14 protein-coding genes, 1 tRNA gene and 1 other RNA gene are annotated in these 17,435 nt (G+C 75.0%); 8 read left to right on the top strand and 8 right to left on the bottom strand.

Annotated elements, in window-relative coordinates:
- The first annotated feature begins 127 nt into the window (after positions 1–127).
- Entirely contained in the window at positions 128–1,612 is a 1,485-nt protein-coding gene (locus H9X71_RS04030; protein WP_191148442.1) for a GH1 family beta-glucosidase, read from the top strand.
- Complete coding sequence (locus H9X71_RS04035; protein ID WP_191148443.1) at positions 1,609–2,175, top strand: GNAT family N-acetyltransferase; 567 nt, start codon at positions 1,609–1,611, stop codon at positions 2,173–2,175. The genes H9X71_RS04030 and H9X71_RS04035 overlap by 4 nt, the downstream gene beginning before the upstream one ends.
- A gap of 34 nt (positions 2,176–2,209) precedes the next feature.
- On the opposite strand, the gene H9X71_RS04040 is transcribed toward H9X71_RS04035, so the two are convergent.
- The 3 genes from H9X71_RS04040 to H9X71_RS04050 form a co-directional block, all read right to left on the bottom strand.
- On the bottom strand, positions 2,210–2,647 hold the full coding sequence (locus H9X71_RS04040) for a MarR family winged helix-turn-helix transcriptional regulator (RefSeq protein WP_191148444.1): 438 nt from the start codon (positions 2,645–2,647) through the stop codon (positions 2,210–2,212).
- A 122-nt stretch (positions 2,648–2,769) separates the two neighbouring features.
- Complete coding sequence (locus H9X71_RS04045; protein ID WP_191148445.1) at positions 2,770–3,117, bottom strand: hypothetical protein; 348 nt, start codon at positions 3,115–3,117, stop codon at positions 2,770–2,772.
- A gap of 126 nt (positions 3,118–3,243) precedes the next feature.
- A complete protein-coding gene (locus H9X71_RS04050) occupies positions 3,244–4,200 on the bottom strand; it encodes a LysR substrate-binding domain-containing protein (protein WP_191148446.1) in 957 nt (318 codons plus the stop codon).
- An 81-nt stretch (positions 4,201–4,281) separates the two neighbouring features.
- On the opposite strand from H9X71_RS04050, the gene H9X71_RS04055 reads away from it, so the two are divergent.
- The 3 genes from H9X71_RS04055 (at position 4,282) to H9X71_RS04065 (ending at position 7,837) form a co-directional block, all read left to right on the top strand.
- The gene (locus tag H9X71_RS04055; RefSeq protein WP_191148447.1) at positions 4,282–5,349 is read left to right on the top strand and encodes an aminotransferase class V-fold PLP-dependent enzyme; all 1,068 of its coding nucleotides are present in this window, start codon (positions 4,282–4,284) and stop codon (positions 5,347–5,349) included.
- Positions 5,350–5,481: 132 nt separating this feature from the next.
- Positions 5,482–6,717 (top strand): multidrug effflux MFS transporter, encoded by a 1,236-nt coding sequence (locus H9X71_RS04060; protein WP_191148448.1) that lies wholly within the window; start codon positions 5,482–5,484, stop codon positions 6,715–6,717.
- 40 nt (positions 6,718–6,757) lie between these two features.
- On the top strand, positions 6,758–7,837 hold the full coding sequence (locus tag H9X71_RS04065; protein WP_191148449.1) for a heparan-alpha-glucosaminide N-acetyltransferase domain-containing protein: 1,080 nt from the start codon (positions 6,758–6,760) through the stop codon (positions 7,835–7,837).
- Here the strand turns inward: H9X71_RS04065 and H9X71_RS04070 are convergent.
- From H9X71_RS04070 to H9X71_RS04090, 5 genes are all read right to left on the bottom strand, one after another.
- The gene (locus tag H9X71_RS04070) at positions 7,834–8,703 is read right to left on the bottom strand and encodes an aminoglycoside phosphotransferase family protein (protein WP_191149071.1); all 870 of its coding nucleotides are present in this window, start codon (positions 8,701–8,703) and stop codon (positions 7,834–7,836) included. The two genes, H9X71_RS04065 and H9X71_RS04070, sit on opposite strands and share 4 nt — an antisense overlap.
- Complete coding sequence (locus H9X71_RS04075; RefSeq protein ID WP_191148450.1) at positions 8,700–9,344, bottom strand: hypothetical protein; 645 nt, start codon at positions 9,342–9,344, stop codon at positions 8,700–8,702. The genes H9X71_RS04070 and H9X71_RS04075 overlap by 4 nt, the downstream gene beginning before the upstream one ends.
- Positions 9,345–9,620: 276 nt before the next feature.
- Positions 9,621–9,708, bottom strand: a tRNA-Ser gene (locus tag H9X71_RS04080).
- Between the two features lie 46 nt (positions 9,709–9,754).
- Positions 9,755–12,541 carry a LuxR C-terminal-related transcriptional regulator gene (locus H9X71_RS04085; RefSeq protein ID WP_191148451.1) on the bottom strand — a complete coding sequence of 929 codons (2,787 nt, stop codon included), beginning with the start codon at positions 12,539–12,541 and terminating at the stop codon, positions 9,755–9,757.
- A gap of 399 nt (positions 12,542–12,940) precedes the next feature.
- Positions 12,941–13,594, bottom strand: a complete 654-nt coding sequence (locus tag H9X71_RS04090) for an SDR family oxidoreductase (RefSeq protein WP_191148452.1) — start codon at positions 13,592–13,594, stop codon at positions 12,941–12,943.
- Between the two features lie 85 nt (positions 13,595–13,679).
- On the opposite strand from H9X71_RS04090, the gene ffs reads away from it, so the two are divergent.
- The 3 genes from ffs to H9X71_RS04105 all read left to right on the top strand — a co-directional run bounded on the left by ffs (position 13,680) and on the right by H9X71_RS04105 (position 17,259).
- Positions 13,680–13,776, top strand: an RNA gene (ffs, locus tag H9X71_RS04095) — signal recognition particle sRNA small type.
- A 103-nt stretch (positions 13,777–13,879) separates the two neighbouring features.
- Complete coding sequence (gene pta, locus H9X71_RS04100) at positions 13,880–15,997, top strand: phosphate acetyltransferase (RefSeq protein ID WP_191148453.1); 2,118 nt, start codon at positions 13,880–13,882, stop codon at positions 15,995–15,997.
- 71 nt (positions 15,998–16,068) lie between these two features.
- Positions 16,069–17,259, top strand: coding sequence for an acetate/propionate family kinase (locus tag H9X71_RS04105; RefSeq protein ID WP_191148454.1), 1,191 nt, complete (start codon positions 16,069–16,071; stop codon positions 17,257–17,259).
- Positions 17,260–17,435 lie beyond the last annotated feature (176 nt).

Here is a 17,435-nt window from a genome sequence, read left to right on the forward strand (position 1 = left end):
GCCGCGGGGGCGGTCGGCTGGACGCACGCGCCGCGGCCCGGGCAGGATGGCGGGAGGCCGCGGCCGACCGGGCGCGCGAGCGCGGGTCGCGCGGACGCCCACCCCGACGGAGAGGTCCCCGCACGCCATGACCGACGCATCGCCCGACGCCCGCGCCGACGACCGGGGGACCGGCCTCGACTTCCCGCCCGGCTTCCTCTTCGGATCCGCCACCGCCGCCTACCAGGTCGAGGGCGCCGTCGCCGAGGGCGGGCGCGGTCCCTCCATCTGGGACGTCTTCAGCCGCACGCCCGGCAAGGTCCTCGGCGGCGACACGGGCGACGTGGCCGACGACCACTACCACCGGCTCGAGTCCGACCTCGACCTGATGCAGGAGCTGGGCCTCGAGGCGTACCGGTTCTCGATCGCGTGGCCGCGGATCCAGCCGACGGGCCGCGGCCCCGCGAACCCGGAGGGGCTCGCGTTCTACGGGCGGCTCGTGGACGGCCTCGTGGCGCGCGGGATCACGCCCATCGCGACGCTGTACCACTGGGACCTGCCGCAGGCGCTCGAGGACGAGGGCGGCTGGACGAACCGCGACACCGCGTACGCCTTCGCCGACTACGCGCGGATCATGGGCGAGGCCCTCGGCGACCGCATCGGCACCTGGACGACGCTCAACGAGCCGTGGTGCTCGGCGTACCTCGGCTACGCGGCGGGCGTGCACGCTCCCGGCCGCACGGACGCCGAGGACTCGTTCCGCGCGGTCCACCACCTCAACCTCGCGCACGGCCTGGCCGTGGCCGCGCTCAAGGAGGTCGTGCCGGCCGACGCGCTGTTCTCCATCACGCTGAACCTGCACGTGATCCGCGGGGAGGGCGACACGGGCGCCGAGGCCGTGCGCCGCGTCGACGGCGTGGGCAACCGCGTCTTCCTCGACCCGCTGCTGCACGGTGAGTACCCCGAGGACGTGCTCGCGGACACCGCCGGGATCACCGACTGGTCGTTCGTGCTGCCGGGCGACACGGAGCTCATCCGCCAGCCGCTCGACCTGCTCGGCGTCAACTACTACAACACCAGCCGGGTGCGCATGCGCGACGGCGCGTCCGCGGCGGGCGGCACGTCCATCCACGGCGACGTGGCCGCGTCGCCCTTCCCCGGCACCGACGACGTCGACTTCCTCGAGCAGCCGGGCCCCTACACGGCGATGGGCTGGAACATCGAGCCGCAGGGCCTCGAGGACCTGCTCGTGTCGCTGCACGAGGAGTTCCCGGGCCTGCCGCTCATGGTCACGGAGAACGGCGCCGCGTTCGACGACGAGGTCACGGTGGAGGGCGGCGTGCGCGCCGTGCACGACCCGGAGCGCATCGACTACCTCACCCGCCACTTCGCGGCCGCGCACCGCGCCATGGCCCGCGGCGTCGACCTCCGCGGCTACCAGGTGTGGTCGCTGCTCGACAACTTCGAGTGGGCGTACGGGTACTCCAAGCGGTTCGGGATCGTGCACGTCGACTACGCCACGCAGGAGCGGACGCCGAAGGACAGCGCGCTCTGGTACGCGCGGCTCATCGCCGACCGGCGGATCCCCGCGCCCGAGGACCGTCCCGAGCGCGACGTGCGCCCCGGGGCGTGAGCGGGCCCCTGCCCGGCACGGACGAGCGCGTCGAGCTCGCCGCCGGCGTCGTGATGCGGCCGGCGCGGATCACCGACGCGGCCGCGCTCGCGGAGGCGTACCGCGCCAACCGGGAGCACCTCCGCCCCTTCGAGCCGGCGCGCACGGACGCGTTCTTCACGTCCGCCGGGCAGCGCGCGCAGCTCGCGGGGCGGGTCGCCGAGCGGGCGGCCGGATCCGGGCTGCCGTACCTCGTCGTCGAGGGCGACCGGGTCATCGGCCGCTGCGACCTGTTCGCGGTGAAGCGCGGCGCCGCGCAGAGCGCGAGCCTCGGCTACTGGATCGACCGCGAGCGGCAGGGCCGGGGGCTGGCGACGGCGGCGGCCGCGCACGCCGTCCGCATCGCGCGCGCGGCCGGGCTGCACCGGCTGGAGGCGTCGACGCTCGTCGGCAACGGGGGATCCGAGGCGGTGCTCACCCGCGCCGGCTTCGCGGCGATCGGGGTCGCCCCGGCGTACCTCCGGATCGACGGCACGTGGCGCGACCACACGCTGTGGCAGCGCGTGGTCGACGGGGCGCGCTGACGCGACCGCCGGTCGCCACGGCGGACGGCGGACGTCAGGCGTCGAGCAGCAGGTCCGTCATGCTCCGCAGGCGCGCCTGGGCGCTCGAGTCGGCGCCGCTGCGGGTGACGACCTCGTCGTGCACCGTGTCGGCGACGCGCAGGAGGTCGGGCAGGATCCCGCGTCCGCGCTCGGTGAGCGCGATGAGCAGGCGGCGCTCGTCGGCCTGGTCCCGCTGGCGCGTGATGTAGCCGAGGAGCTCGAGGCGCTTGAACAGCGGCGAGAGCGTGCCCGGCGTGAGCTGCACGGCGTCGCTCAGGTCGCCCGCGCGGCGCGGGTCGCGCTCGTGCAGGGCGAGCATGACGAGGTACTGCGGATGCGTGAGGTGGTAGGGCTTCAACAACGGCCGGTAGAGGGAGATCACTGCCCGGGACGCGGCGGCGAGCAGCAGTCCCATGTCGCGGTCGAGCAGCGCTCCGTCGTGGTCCGTCATGTGTCCTCCTGGCCGTGCGCGGGACCTCGTCCCCGACGGCCTGATCCCTTCGGACGCTACTCCCGCATCGGAGCGGCGGCGCGGGATGGCGCGTCACGCACAGCGGGCACGGAGGGTCGGGGTCAGTCGGTGCCGGGAGGCATCCAGCCCTGCTCCATCTGGTGCCGCCGGACGAGCTCCACGGCCCGGTCGGCATCGACCGGCACGGCACCCCAGAGGATCCCCGACCCGTCGAGCCAGCCCAGCGCGAGCATGGCGTCGGCGAGGTCCTCGACGAACATGGCGACCGTCGTGCCCTGCGAGCGGATGAGGTCGCCGTGCAGGCTCCAGCCGAAGTACGCGGACAGGTAGCGCGCCTGCTCGGAGTCGCTGCGCTGGAGGTGGCGGTTCAGCCGCTCCGTGGACTGGCCCGAGGCCTGCACCTCGTCCTGGAGCTCCTCCTGGAGCTCGTCGCCGTGCTCGTCCGGCATGCGTCCTCGTTCCTCCGTGTCAGGGCGCCGTCGGCGGGCGCCGCAGGCAGACCACTCCGACATTACGGACAGCCCCCGACATCCGCATCCGCATCGGCGTCCCCGCAGTGTCCGGGACGCGGGTGATCACGCTCGGCGGAGCTCCCAGTCGCCCACGCGGAGCCGACCGAGCGCCTGCACGGCGGCCTGCACGGCGGCCGACCCGGATCCGCCGGGCGCGGTGACCACGTGCACCGCGCGCTCGCCGACGTCGGCCACCCTCCGCCGCACGACGCCGCGGGGGAGGGGCGCGGAGGCCAGCGCGAGGGAGGGGAGCAGCGCCACGCCGAGCCCCGCGTGCACCATGCCGACGGCCGCCGCCGCGTTGTCGGTCTCGAAGGACGTGCGGGGCGCGAAGCCGCTGCGGGCGCACGCGCTCACCAGGTGCCGGCGGCAGCGGACGCAGCCCGCGATCCACCGATCGTCCGCGAGGTCGCGCAGCGCGAGCGGGCCGCGGTGGCGGAGCGCGCGGTCCTCCGGGAGCACCGCCCACAGCGTCTCCCGCCAGAGCGGCCGCGCCTCGAGGCCGTCGAGGGCGCGGGCGGCGGGATCGTCGGGGTCGTCCGGGTAGGAGAAGGTCACCGCGACGTCGGCCTCGCGCGCACGGACGGCCGCCACCGCCTCGGGCGGCTCGGCCTCCAGGTAGCCGAAGGACAGGCCCGGGTGCGCGGACGCGAGCCCGCCGAGGAGGCGCGGCACGACGGTGGACGACGCGGAGGGGAACGCCGCGAGCCGCACGGAGCCCGCGCGGAGGCCGCGCAGGTCGTCGAGCTCGTCGGCGGCCGCGTCGATCGCGTGCACGACCGTCTCCGCGTGCCGGGCGAGCACGCGGCCGGCCTCGGTGAGCACCACGCCGCGGCCCGCGCGCGCCGTGACGGGCGCGCCGATGCGGGATTCCAAGCGGCGGAGCGTCTGCGAGAGGGCGGGCTGGCTCACGCCGAGCGAGGCCGCGGCGGCGGTGATCGACCCGCGGACGGCGAGGGCGTGCACGGCGGCGAGCGCGGCCGAGTCGAGGTCGCGGGCCGTGCCCCGTGCATCCGTCATGTGCGGAGCATAACGTGCGCTTATGCGTCACATGCCGGCCGCGGGCTTGATCGACGGAGGCGGGCTCGACACGCTGGGGGCATGACCGCGACCGACGCCCCCGCCCCGCTGCCCGCGGACCACCGCGACCTGTTCGAGGCCGGCCCCGGCTACCTCTCCGCCTGCACCATGGGCCTGCCGACGCGCGAGACGGTGGCGCGCCTGCGGGACGACCTGACGACGTGGTCGGCCGGCGGATCCACGGCCCACGGCTACGGCGGGATCGTCGAGGGGGTGCGCGCGTCGTACGCGGGGCTCGTCGGCGTGCCCGTCGGATCCGTCGCCATCGGCTCGCAGACCGCCTCCTTCGTGAGCGTGCTCGCCGCCGCCGTGCCCGCGGGCGCCGAGGTGCTGTGCGTCGCGGGCGACTTCAGCTCGCTCACCTACCCCTTCGTCGTGGCGGAGGCGCGGGGCGTCGTCGTGCGGCACGTGCCGCTGGAGGAGCTCGCCGCGGAGATCGGGCCGCGCACGCACCTCGTGGCGTTCTCGCTCGTCCAGTCGGCGGACGGCCGGGTGGCGGACGTCGCGGCCGTCCGGGAGGCCGCACGGATCCACGGGGCCTTCACCCTCTGCGACACCACGCAGGCCGCGGGCGCGATGCCCGTGGACGCGAGCCTGTTCGACGCCACCGCCTGCCACGCCTACAAGTGGCTCTGCGCGCCCCGGGGCGCCGCGTTCCTCACGCTGTCCGACCGCTACCGCGCGACCCTCGTGCCCGTGCAGGCCAACTGGTACGCCGGCGCCGACGTGTGGGCCTCCTGCTACGGCCCCGCGATGGCGCTCGCCGAGGATGCCCGCGCCTTCGACCTGTCGCCCGCGTTCGGCGCGTGGGTGGGCGCGGCGCCCGCGATCGCGCTCTTCGCCCGGCTCGACCTCGACGCCGTGCACCGCCGGAACGCGGAGCTCGGCGACCTCGTGAGCCGGGGCCTCGGCATCGAGCCGCGCGGGCAGGCGATCGTCACCTGGCCGGACGCCGACGGCACCGACCTCGCCGCGCTCGGGGCGGCCGGGATCGTCGCGTCGGGCCGCGCCGGCCGCGCCCGCATCGCGTTCCACCTCTGGAACGACGAGGACGACGTCGAGCGCGTCGTGGCGGCGCTGCGGCGCTGACGGATCCGCGGAACGCAATTCTTCGAGCTGGGAATACGCCGGGCGCGCACCAGTTGGACATCGAGTCGGTCCACGCCGGCCGCCCCCGTCCCGCGGCGCCCCGCGCCCCCGCGAATCCCGAAGGAACGCTCCGTGTCGTCTGCCGTCCTCCACCCCGGCGACGCGCTCTCCCGCCGGGAGCGCATCGTCTACATCATCGTGCTGGGTGCCCTCGTCGGCCTCGGGCCCTTCACGATCGACCTCTACCTGCCGGCCTTCCCGGTGCTCAAGGACGAGTTCGGCGTCTCGGACGCGGCGATCCAGCTCACCCTCACCGGCACGACCATCGGCTTCGCGCTCGGCCAGCTCGTGGTGGGGCCGTGGAGCGACCGGGTGGGCCGGCGGCTCCCGCTCATCGTCGCCTCGACCGGCCACATCCTCGCGTCGCTCGGCGCCGCGCTCTCGACGGACGTCTCGATGCTGCTCGTCTTCCGCGTGCTCCAGGGCGCGGGCGCGGCGGCCGGCGCGGTCGTCGCGATGGCCATGGTGCGCGACCTCTTCGGCGGCCGTCCGCTGGTGCGGATGCTGTCCCGGCTCGCGCTCGTGACCGGCCTCGCGCCGATCCTCGCGCCCGTGATCGGCTCGCAGCTGCTCCGGATCGTCGACTGGCGCGGCGTCTTCTACGCGCTCGCCGCGTACGGCATCGCCGTCGTCATCGCCGTGGTCTTCCTCATCGTCGAGACCCTGCCCCGCGAGGACGTCGTCGTCGAGGAGAAGGGCGCGCTCCTGCGCCGCTACCGCAACGTGCTCAGGGACCGCGTGTTCGTCGGCGTCGCGATCATCGGCGGCATGCAGTTCGCCGGGCTCTTCTCCTACCTCTCGAGCTCGTCGTTCCTGTTCCAGGACGTGTACGGGTTCGACGCGCAGCAGTTCGGGATCCTGTTCGGCGTCAACTCGCTCGGCATCGTGATCGGCAACCAGGTGGCCGCGCGCCTGACCCGGTACGTCGGCCCGCAGTGGATCCTCGCGGGCGTCGTCGTCGTGCAGTTCGTCTCGAGCGCCCTCATCGTGCTGCTCGGCACGTTCACCGACGCCGGGCTCCTCGGCACGCTGATCCCGCTGTTCTTCTTCATCCTCGCCTGCGGCTTCGGCTTCCCCTGCGTGCAGGTGCTCGGCCTCGTCAACCACGGGCACGAGGCGGGCACGGCGGCGTCGCTGCTCGGTGCCGTGAACTTCGGCCTCGCCGGCGCGATCTCGCCCATCGTGGGCGTGCTCGGCATCACCTCGGGCGTGCCCATGGCGTCCGTGATGGGCGCGTGCGCGGTCGTCTCCATCCTCGCGATGTGGCTCATCGTCCAGCCGCGGACGGTGCCGGCGCTCTCCAACTGACGCCCGCGGATCCCGGCGGACGGCTGGGTAGGGTGAGGCCATGAGCCCCGCCCGCGACCCGGCCCGCCTCCGGGGGGTCGACGCCGCGCGCGGGCTCGCGGTCCTCGGGATGATGGCGGCGCACGTCGCCGTGCCGCGCGTCCTCGCGCTGGACGACCCGGCGTCGTGGCTCGCCATCACGGACGGGCGCTCGTCCATCCTGTTCGCGACGCTCGCCGGCGTGTCCATCGCCCTGATGTCGGGGCGCGACCGGCCGGTGGAGGGGAGCGACCTCGCGCGGGCGCGGCTGCGGATCCTCGTGCGCGCCGCGTGCCTGTTCCTCGTCGGCGGGCTCCTCGCCTCCCTCGAGACGTACGTCGCGGTGATCCTCGAGGTCTATGCCGTGCTCTTCGTGCTCGTGCTGCCGCTGCTGCGCTGGCGCGCGTCCCGCCTGCTCGCGCTCGCCGCGGTCGCCGCCGTCGTGCTGCCGGTCGCGACCACCGCGCTCACCATCCACTTCGACGCGTCGCTCATGCGGCCGGATCCGCTCGTGATCCTCGTCGTCACCGGCCACTACCCGGCGCTCACCTGGGTGGTGTTCGCCGTCGCGGGCCTCGGGATCGGGCGGCTCGCGCTCGGGTCGGCGCGCGTGCAGCTGCTGCTCGTCACCGTGGGCGCGGGCCTCGCGGTGCTCGCGTACGGCGGCTCCGCGCTCGTGGTGCAGGCCGTGAAGGCGCCGCCGCCCGGGTGGGAGTACATCCTCTCCACGACGCCGCACGAGGGGTCGCCGTTCGAGGTCGTGGGATCCGGCGGGTTCGCGATCGCCGTCCTCGGCCTGTGCCTGCGCGTCGCCGCGCTCCTGCCCGCGGTGCTCGTGCCGCTCGAGGCGGTGGGGCAGCTCGCGCTCACGGTGTACGTGGTGCACATCGTCGTGATCGACCTCGTCGCGCCCGAGGGCGAGCTCATCGCGGACGACGGGGCGTACCTCGCGTTCGCGCTCGTGACGGTCGTGCTGTGCCTGCTCTGGACGCGGATCCTCGGGCGCGGGCCGCTCGAGCGCGCGCTGACCGCGATCGCGGGACGGACCGCAGGGCCGTCGCCGCGGGACGCCGCTACGCGCGAGCGCGCGGGCGTCCGCTAGAGCGGGCGGGCGGATCCCGGGCGGGCGTCGCGCGCCACGCCGCCCAGCCGCAGCATCGCGGCCACGCGGGTCGCGCGCGTGGGCTCGTCGACGTCCCATGCCGCCGAGAGCGCGCACCACGCCTCGGCCCAGGCGAGGACGGCGTCGAGGTCGGCGCCGGTCTCCTCGGCGATGACGCGCGCGCGGCGGGCGAGGCGCCCGGGGCGGAGGGCGTTCGTCGGCGTCGGGTTGGCGAGGACGTTCGCCGTGTCGAAGGCCGGATGACCGACGAGGCCCTTGGGGTCGATCGCGCGCCAGTCGTCCTCGCCGTCGAAGCGCAGGACGTTGCCGTGGTGGACGTCCCCGTGCAGGACCGCGACCGGCCCCGGCGTCGCGAGGAGCTCGCGGGCGACGGCGGCCCCGCGGGCGAGGCCGCGGGGGAGAGGGCGGTCGGGATCCACGAGCGCCCGGAACCACGTGCCGAGCGGGACGGCCTCGGCCGTCACACGCGCGTCGACCGGGACGCGGTGCAGCCGTGACGCCGAGCGGGCGAGGATCCGCGTGGCCGCGTCATCGCGTGCGTCCGCGTCCGGGACCTCCGCCGCCGCCTCGCGGGCCAGGATCCCCGGATCGTCCGCGCGCGCGAGGAGCAGGGCGCCGTCCGCGTCCGAGGCGAGCACGGGTGCGGCGCCGCGCCCGTCCCACGCGGCCATCAGTCGTCCGCCGCGCCGCTCCTCCTCCACGAGCGGGACCTTGAGGACCAGGCGCGCGCCGTCCCGCCGGACCGGCGCGAGCGCGCTGCTGGCCGTGCGCCGAGGCGGGCCGTCCGGCTGCAGCCCCCAGCGCCCCAGGTACGGCGCGAGCGCACCGTCGGCCGCCGCGCTCAGAGCCGCACCGCCAGCGGCACGCCCGAGAGCGCCATGATGCCGATGATCGCGCCGATCACGCCGACCCCGAGGAGCACGATCACCGCGGCGAGCGACAGGAGCGAGCGCTCGTACCAGGGCAGAACGCCGGGGCGCGCGTCGCGGAGCTGCGCCATCGTCACCATGCGCGTCTGCTCGGTGAGGGGACGGTCGAGGTCCTCGGCGAGGGACCGCATGGTCCACAGGTCGTAGACGTGGCCGCTCAGCCGGAGGAGCAGCCGGCCGTCGGCGTCGAGGACGAAGAGGCGCGGCTGCGTGTCGAGCGTGAGGCCCTGGTACACGTGCACCACCAGGAGCGCGTGCACGGCGCTCCCCGGCACGCGGCGGTGCCGGCCGAGGAAGCGCGACTCGACGTCGCCGGTGGCGGTGGAGATCCGCACGTACGAGGTCAGGTAGAGGACGGCCAGCACGAGGCCGACCAGCACGACCGCGCCCATGCCGAGGAGCACGGCCGCGGCGTTGCCCGTGGGGACGGCGAGCACGAGCAGGGCGGCCCCGAGCGGGACGACGAGGGCCAGGGTCGCGAGCGCGAGCTGGTGCAGGAGGGCCGGGCGGGGGCGGATGAGGGTGGTCGCGCCGTCGTCCCCGTGGTCGTGGTGCACGTCGCCTCCGGTCGTCGTCCGACGCCGTCCACGCGCCCTGCGTCGTCCTGCCTCGCCTCACGGCGCACGGCGTCCGCGGGTACGGGTCGGACGATCGTCCCAGCCTAGGCGCGTGCGGCCGGAGGACGGGTGGGCGCGATGGGGGACACCGGGCCGATGGTCGGGGTACAGCCGGCGGGCCTCGCGCGCGGGCGATGGCGGTGCCGAGACCGCGCGGCCCGCCCCGCACGACGAGAGCCCCGCCGGACCGCTGGTCCGTCGGGGCTCTCGTGCATCTGGCGGAGGATAGGGGATTCGAACCCCTGAGGGCTTTCACCCAACACGCTTTCCAAGCGTGCGCCATAGGCCACTAGGCGAATCCTCCAGGACGCATGCCGCAGGCGTCAGGAACGCGGCGGCACCCGTCGATACTACCTGCCCGCGAGCAGGCTCGATGCACCCGGGGTCTCCAGGAGCCCCGCGAGGGCCCGGCGGGAGGGCGCGCCGAGCTTCGCGCGCGCCTGGTAGAGGTGCGACTCGACCGTGCGGACCGACAGGAACAGGCGCCCCGCGATCTCCCGGTTGCTCAGCCCCTGCGCCGCCAGCACGCCGATCTCCAGCTCCCGCCGGGTCAGCATGCTCACGTCGAGGACGGGGGCCACGGGGGCGGCGGCGGCCGCGGGCGCGCCCCGGTCGATGCGCCCCTGGATCCGCGCCAGGGCCGCGCGCGCCTGGCCGAGACCGGGCGCGGTGTCGTCGTCGGCCCGCATGCGCACCAGTTCCTCGCACGCGGTGCGGGCCTGCTGGGGGAGCCCCGCCTCCTCGAGCGTCCGCACGCCCTGCTCGACGAGCGCGGAGTCGCCGGTGCGGGATCCCTCGACCACCTCGGCCATGCCGTGCAGCGCGGGGACGTCGGTGCGCTCGCGCACCAGGCGGGCGCCGGCGACGAGGCGCGGGTCGGTGGATCCGAGCGTCCAGGCCCGGAAGAGCATCCCGGCCCGGAGCGCGTGCGCGTCGCCGCTGAGCTCGCCCAGGTCGAGGAGCAGGTCCGCCGCCTCGTCCGGCCGGCCGCGCGACGCGAGGATCTCCACCCGCACGCCCTCCGCGAGCATGCGCTGGTAGGGGTAGCGCGGGTCGGCGCGGTGCGCGAGCTCCGCCGCGATCCGCTCGGCCTCGTCGGTGCGGCCGCGGAGCGCGAGCACGCGGGCGCGCTGCATCCCCACCCAGAGCCGCCACGTGCCGATGTCCGGGCCGATGAGGCGGTCGTCGGCGAGGGCGAGCTCGGCCTCCGCGCGGTCGAGCCGGCCGAGGTCGAGGGCGACGCCGCCCGCGATGGCGCCGAGCACGGGGATGAACCACTGCGCGTCCTGCGCGACGGCCGACTCCACCCACGCGTCCAGCTCCCGCTCCAGGTCGGGCAGGTCGAGGCGGCAGAGGCGGCGGGCGAAGGCGCTGGCCGAGAGCATCTCCAGGCGCGCCTCCTCCAGCAGGAGGTCGTCGTAGGTGCCGCGGCGGTCGGCGCGCCCCGCGACGAGGCCGAGGCCGGCGTCGATGGCGTCGCCGAGCTCCGCGCCGCGCCCCAGGTGGCCGAGCGCGAGGACGACCGAGCGCTGCGCCCGGAGGCGCACGAGCGCGCTGGTCGACAGGGACGTCGCCTCGCGTGCCGCCACGAGGGCGTCCTCCCACTCCATCTGCCCGAGGGACATGGCCGACCCGATGACCGCGGCCTGCGCGCGCGTCTCCGCGTCCCCGTCGGATGCCGTGAGGGCCTCGTCCAGGAGCCGGCGGACGCGGTCGGTCCCGGGCAGGGCGGCGTGGGCGGAGAGCACCTGCCGCTGGAGGACCTCGACGCGCTCGGCGGACGTCGCGATCCGGTCCCCGAGGGCGTCCAGCACCTCCACCGCGCGGCCGGGGTTGCCCAGCACCGTGAGCGCGCGTGCCGTCTCGCAGGCGGCGTACGCGGCGGATCCGCCGTCGGCGGCGACCTCCGCGAAGGCGAGGGCGTCGTGGGTCATGCCCACGTCGTTCGCGAGGCGCGCGGCCACGAGGTGCACGGCGGCGAGCGTGTCGGCGCCGAAGCGCTCGACGGCGTCGCGGCGGTCCTCCTCGCCGAGCGTGCGGGCGATGAGGAGGCTCTCCTTGGGGCTGAGCGGCACGCCGAGCGCGGCCTCCTGCAGCAGCGACCGCACCACGCGGCGGGTGAGGGCGTCGACGGCGTCGGGATCCGTGCGGGCGAGCGCGGCCTCCGCCTCGAGCAGGTCGGCGCGGAGCACAGCGTCGCCCTGCCCCTGCGCGCGCACGAGCCCGCGGGCGCCGAGCACCCGCAGGATCGTCTCGCCGAAGAGGCGCGCGGCCCGCTGGTACGGCACGCCGTCGAGCCGGGCCAGCAGGACGAGCGTGCTGCGCTCGTCGTCGGCGAGCATCGACACGCGCGAGGAGACGAGCTCGAGGATCCGGGCGCGCGGCGCGTGCGCGCTGGGGAAGGCGTAGCCGCTGCTCGCGCGTCCCGTCACGTCCGTCTCGAGCGCCTCGAAGGTCAGCTCGCGCACGAGGAACGGTCGGCCGGCGCTCCGGCGCTGGATGTGCACGCGCGTCGCCTGGTCGAGCGCCACCGAGCCGGCGATGGAGTCGATCATCTCGTCGACCTCGGCCGGGCCGAGCGGGGAGAGGTCGAGCCGCTCCGCGTATCCGGTGCGCCAGAGCCCGAGGATCTCGTGGGCGGCCTGCGCGTGGCGCGCGGTCGCCTCGCCGCCCTCCGCGGCGTCGCGCGTGCGGGGCTGCCGCGCCTCGCTCCCGCTGTCGTCGATGGTGACGAGCAGGGTGCAGCGCTCGCCGGTGCGGGCGTCGACGAGGGCGGCGCGGAGGTCGTGCGGCATGAGGTGCGCGTCGTCGATGACGACGACCGGCCGCGAGGCGGGCAGCGGGCGCGGGACGCGGATCCCCGGGCCGTCGCCGAGGACGCGGCGGAGGACGTCGGCGAGGTCCGGGGTGGACGCGTGGGCGCGGATCACGCTGACGCCGCCGCGGGTGAGGGCGTCGGCGACGCGGCCGGCGACGTGGCTGCGGCCGGAGCCGACGCTCCCCGTGACGACGGCGCTGGTGCCGGCGGAGAGCCAGCGCTCGAGGGTCTCCAGGTCGCGGGCGCGGCCCCCGCGTCCGGGCAGGGCCGAGGCCGGCCGTGTGCTCGCCCGGCTGTAGGTGCGCGTCATCTGCTTCATGTGACCCCCGGTCGCGGAAAGCGGAGGACCGCGCGGCATCCCCCGAGGCTGCGCGGACCGTGTGCCTCCCATCTTGCGCGGTTCCCGGCGGTCGGACCAGCCGCACCGGCTGTTACTTATCCAGCAGGCCGTGGAAATAAGTAGTCCGCACTGTGGGGGACACGGCGCGCGGCTCCTAGCGTGGTCTCCACGTCCGGGCATGGGGATGCTCCGGACGGTGCGCTCCGGCGCACGATGCGCTCGACGCGCGGGACGACGGCTTCGGGTGCCGTCGACCGCAGACGTCGGCGCGGCACGACCCGGGTGCCCAGCAGCCCCGGAAGCGGATGACGGCCCCTCTCCGGGGAGGAGGGGGCCGTCATCCGATGGGGCGCCGCGCGCCCGGTGGTGCGGGAGGCGCTAGTAGCGCAGCCCCGCGATGGCCTCGGCGACGGGCTCCTCGCCCGAGATCGCCTCGAACTGGACGCGGACGCCCGTGCCGTCGATGAGCGCGGTCGCGACGATCTCGGCCACGTCGGCGCGGGGGATGGTGCCGCGTCCGGTGGAGGTGCCGACCTGGATCCGGCCGGTGCCCGGGTCGTCGGTGAGGCCGCCGGGACGCACGATGGTCCAGTCGAGGTCGCGGGCCCGGAGGTCGGCGTCCGCCTCGGACTTCGCGCGCTGGTAGATCTCGTAGGTGTCGTCGCTGTCGGGGTCGAAGCCGTCGACGGCCATGGCCGAGATCATCACGTAGCGGGTGACGCCGGCGCGCTGGGCCGCGTCCGCCAGCAGGATCGCGCCGTCGCGGTCGATGGTGAGCTTGCGCTCGGGGCCCGAGTCGGGCCCGCCGCCTGCCGCGAAGACCACGGCGTCGGCGCCCTGGAGCGCCTCGGCCACCTGGCCCGCGTCGCTCTTCTCGAGGTCGAGCACGAGGGCCTCGGCCCCGGCGTCGGCGAGGTCGGACGCGTGGTCCGGGTTGCGGACGATGCCGACGGGCTGGTGGCCCGCGTCGGCGAGGCGTCGTTCGAGCAGTCGGGCGATCTGGCCGTGTCCTCCGGCGATGACTATGCGCATGGGATCCACGGTACGCGCGGTTCGTGACCGGCTCCTGGGCGAGGCGGCACCGACCGGTGCGCCTCCCGCGTCGGGTACACTCGGTGTCGGCTCCTCGCGTGGTGCCATCCAGGTGAACTCCCCCAGGGCGGAGACGCAGCAAGGGCAGCCGGGCTCTGGCAGGTGCGCGAGGGGTCTTCTCTTTTTAACCGGCCGTCGTGACCGGCCGTCGCCGTGCGCCGCCGCGGTCGCCGCCGTCCAGCCGGGACCCGGCCGCCTGGCAGGCGACGCCCATAGGCTTGCCGCATGGCTCGGAGCATCTACATCACGTCCGCCGAAGGGCACTCGGGCAAGTCGACGGTCGCGCTGGGGGTGCTCGACACCCTCACCCACCAGATCCAGCGCGTGGGCGTGTTCCGGCCCATCGCCCGCTCCATCGTCGAGCGCGACTACGTGCTCGAGGCGCTGCTCTCGCACGACGGCGTGGACCTCGACTACGACGAGTGCGTGGGCGTCACCTACGACGACGTGCACGCGGATCCCGAGGCCGCCCTCTCCCGCATCGTCGAGCGCTACAAGGCCGTCGAGGCGAAGTGCGACGCGGTCGTCATCGTCGGCAGCGACTACACCGACGTCGGCAGCCCCACCGAGCTGTCCTTCAACGCGCGCATCGCCGCGAACCTCGGCGCGCCCGTGCTCCTCGTGCTCACGGGCCGGCGCACCGACGAGTCGGGCGGCCGCAGCCCCGACGAGATGCGCCAGATCGCCGACCTCGCGATCCCCGAGCTCGTCACCGCGCACGCGGGCCTCCTCGGCGTCGTCGTGAACCGGGCCGACCCCGACGCCCTCGAGGCGATCACGGCCGCCATCCCCGCCGCGGTGCCCGCCTCCCTCCAGGCGCGGAGCACGCACGTGCCCGTGTGGGCGATCCCGGAGGACGCGTTCCTCGTGGCCCCGACCGTGGCCGAGCTGCTCGCGGCCGTCGACGGCGAGCTCGTCAAGGGCGACCCGGCCCTCCTCAGCCGCGAGGCGCTCGGCGTCGTCGTCTCCGCCATGTCGATGGAGAACGTGCTCGCGCGCCTCACCGAGGGCGCCATCGTCGTGATCCCCGGCGACCGCAGCGAGGTCCTGCTCGGCGTGCTCACGGCGCACGCCTCGGAGACCTTCCCCACCGTCGCGGGGATCGTGCTGAACGGCGGGTTCGCGCTGTCGCCCACCATCGAGACGCTCGTCTCCGGCCTCGACCAGACCCTGCCCATCATCTCCACGGAGCTCGGCACCTACGAGACCGCGAAGCGCATCACGCAGACGCGCGGCCGGCTCTCGCCCGAGTCGTCCCGGAAGATGGACACGGCGCTCGCCGCGTTCGAGCAGCACGTCGACACGTCGCGGCTGCTGGAGCTGCTCGACGTCAGCCGCTCCGAGGTCGTCACGCCGCTCATGTTCGAGTACGGCCTCATCGAGCGGGCCAGGAAGGCCGGCAAGCGCATCGTGCTGCCCGAGGGCACCGACGACCGCGTGCTGCGGGCGGCCGGCACGATCCTCAGCCGCGGCATCGCCGACGTCACGATCCTCGGCGAGGAGATCGAGGTGCGCTCCCGTGCCATCGGCCTCGGCATCGACATCGGCCGCGCGACGGTGCTGAGCCCCTTCGACGCGGTGCTCCGCGAGCGGTTCGCCGAGGAGTACGTGCGGCTGCGGGCCCACAAGGGCATGGTGCTCGACATCGCGCGCGAGACCGTCACCGACGTCTCCTACTTCGGCACGATGATGGTGCAGCTCGGCCTCGCCGACGGCATGGTGTCGGGCGCCGCGCACACGACGGCGCACACCATCCGGCCGGGCTTCGAGATCATCAAGACCACGGCCGGCGTCTCCGTCGTCTCGTCCGTGTTCCTCATGGCCCTCGCCGACCGCGTGCTCGTCTACGGCGACTGCGCCGTGAACCCCGATCCCACGGCCGACCAGCTCGCCGACATCGCCATCTCGTCCGCCGCGACGGCTGCCCAGTTCGGCATCGAGCCGCGCATCGCGATGCTGTCGTACTCGACGGGGGAGTCGGGCGCGGGCGCCGACGTCGAGAAGGTGCGCCAGGCGACCGCCCGCGTGCGGGAGCTGCGGCCGGACCTCGCGGTCGAGGGCCCCATCCAGTACGACGCAGCGGCCGACGCGGCCGTCGCGGCCACGAAGATGCCGGGATCCGCGGTCGCCGGGCGCGCGACGGTGTTCATCTTCCCCGACCTCAACACCGGCAACAACACGTACAAGGCCGTGCAGCGCTCGGCCGGCGCGGTCGCCATCGGACCCGTGCTGCAGGGGCTCCGCAAGCCCATCAACGACCTGTCCCGCGGCGCGCTCGTGCAGGACATCGTGAACACCGTCGCCATCACCGCCATCCAGGCCGAGGGGATCGAGGCGGGCTGAGCCCGTCGCGTCCGTCCTCGTCCGTCCGCTCGCCGTCCGTCCCGTCCGCCGCACCCGTCAGGAGCCCGCCCGTGCCCGTCGTCCTCGTCGTCAACTCCGGATCGTCGTCCTTCAAGTACCAGCTCGTCGAGATGGAGACCGAGACCGTGCTCGCCTCCGGGCTCGTGGAGCGCATCGGGGAGGCGACCGGATCCACGCGCCACACGGCGGGCGGCGACTCGTCGGTCCGCGAGCTGCCCATCGCCGACCACACGGCCGGGTTCCAGGCGATGCTCGACGCGTTCGCCGAGCACGGGCCCTCGCTCGAGGAGGGGCCGCCCGTCGCGGTCGGCCACCGCGTGGTGCACGGCGGTGACGTCTTCGTGGAGCCCACCGTGGTCACCGACCGGGTGAAGGCCGACATCGACGACCTCTCCGCGCTCGCGCCGCTGCACAACCCCGGCGCGCTGCAGGGGATCGAGGCGGCGCAGACCGCGTTCCCGGACGTGCCGCACGTGGCCGTCTTCGACACCGCGTTCCACCAGACGCTGCCGGCCGAGGCGTACACGTACGCGATCGACCGGGAGCTGGCGGCCGCGCACCGCATCCGCCGCTACGGCTTCCACGGCACGAGCCACAAGTACGTGTCCGAGGCCGCCGCGCGGCTGCTCGGGAAGCCGCTCGAGGAGACGCGGATCATCGTGCTGCACCTCGGCAACGGGGCGTCGGCCGCGGCCGTGCAGGGCGGGCGCTCCATCGACACGTCCATGGGCCTCACGCCGCTCGAGGGCCTCGTGATGGGGACCCGCTCGGGCGACATCGACCCGGCGATCCTCTTCCACCTCGCCCGGCACACCGACCTCGGGCTCGACGAGCTCGAGACGCTGCTCAACCGTCGGAGCGGGCTCCTCGGCCTCACCGGGCTGGGTGACATGCGCGACGTGCAGCGCGCCGCGGCCGACGGCGACGAGGCCGCGCAGACGGCGCTCGGCGTGTACCGGCACCGCATCCGCCACTACGTCGGCGCGTACGCGGCGCAGCTCGGCGGCGTCGACGCGGTCGTGTTCACCGCGGGCGTGGGCGAGAACAACCCGCTCGTGCGCCGCCGGTCGCTCGCCGGGCTCGAGTTCATGGGCATCGGCATCGACGACGACCGCAACGAGCTCATCAGCTCCGAGGCGCGATTCGTGAGCCCCGAGGGGTCGCCCGTCGCCGTGCTCGTGATCCCCACCGACGAGGAGCTCGAGATCGCGCGCCAGTCGCTCGCGGCCACCGGGAGCTGAGCCGGACCATCCGCTCGAGAGGCCCGCGATCCACGCCGGATCGCGGGCCTCTCCTCGTCGTGCCCGAGACGCCCGCCCGCCCTCGCGCCACGGGGATGACCACTGGGCCCGCTACCTAGACGGCATCCGCACCGGACCAGTGGCGCGCAGTGTTGTCGGCCCCGCGACCGGATGCG

Origin of the sequence: Clavibacter zhangzhiyongii, assembly GCF_014775655.1 — a bacterium.
Classification (GTDB): Bacteria; Actinomycetota; Actinomycetes; order Actinomycetales; family Microbacteriaceae; genus Clavibacter; species Clavibacter zhangzhiyongii.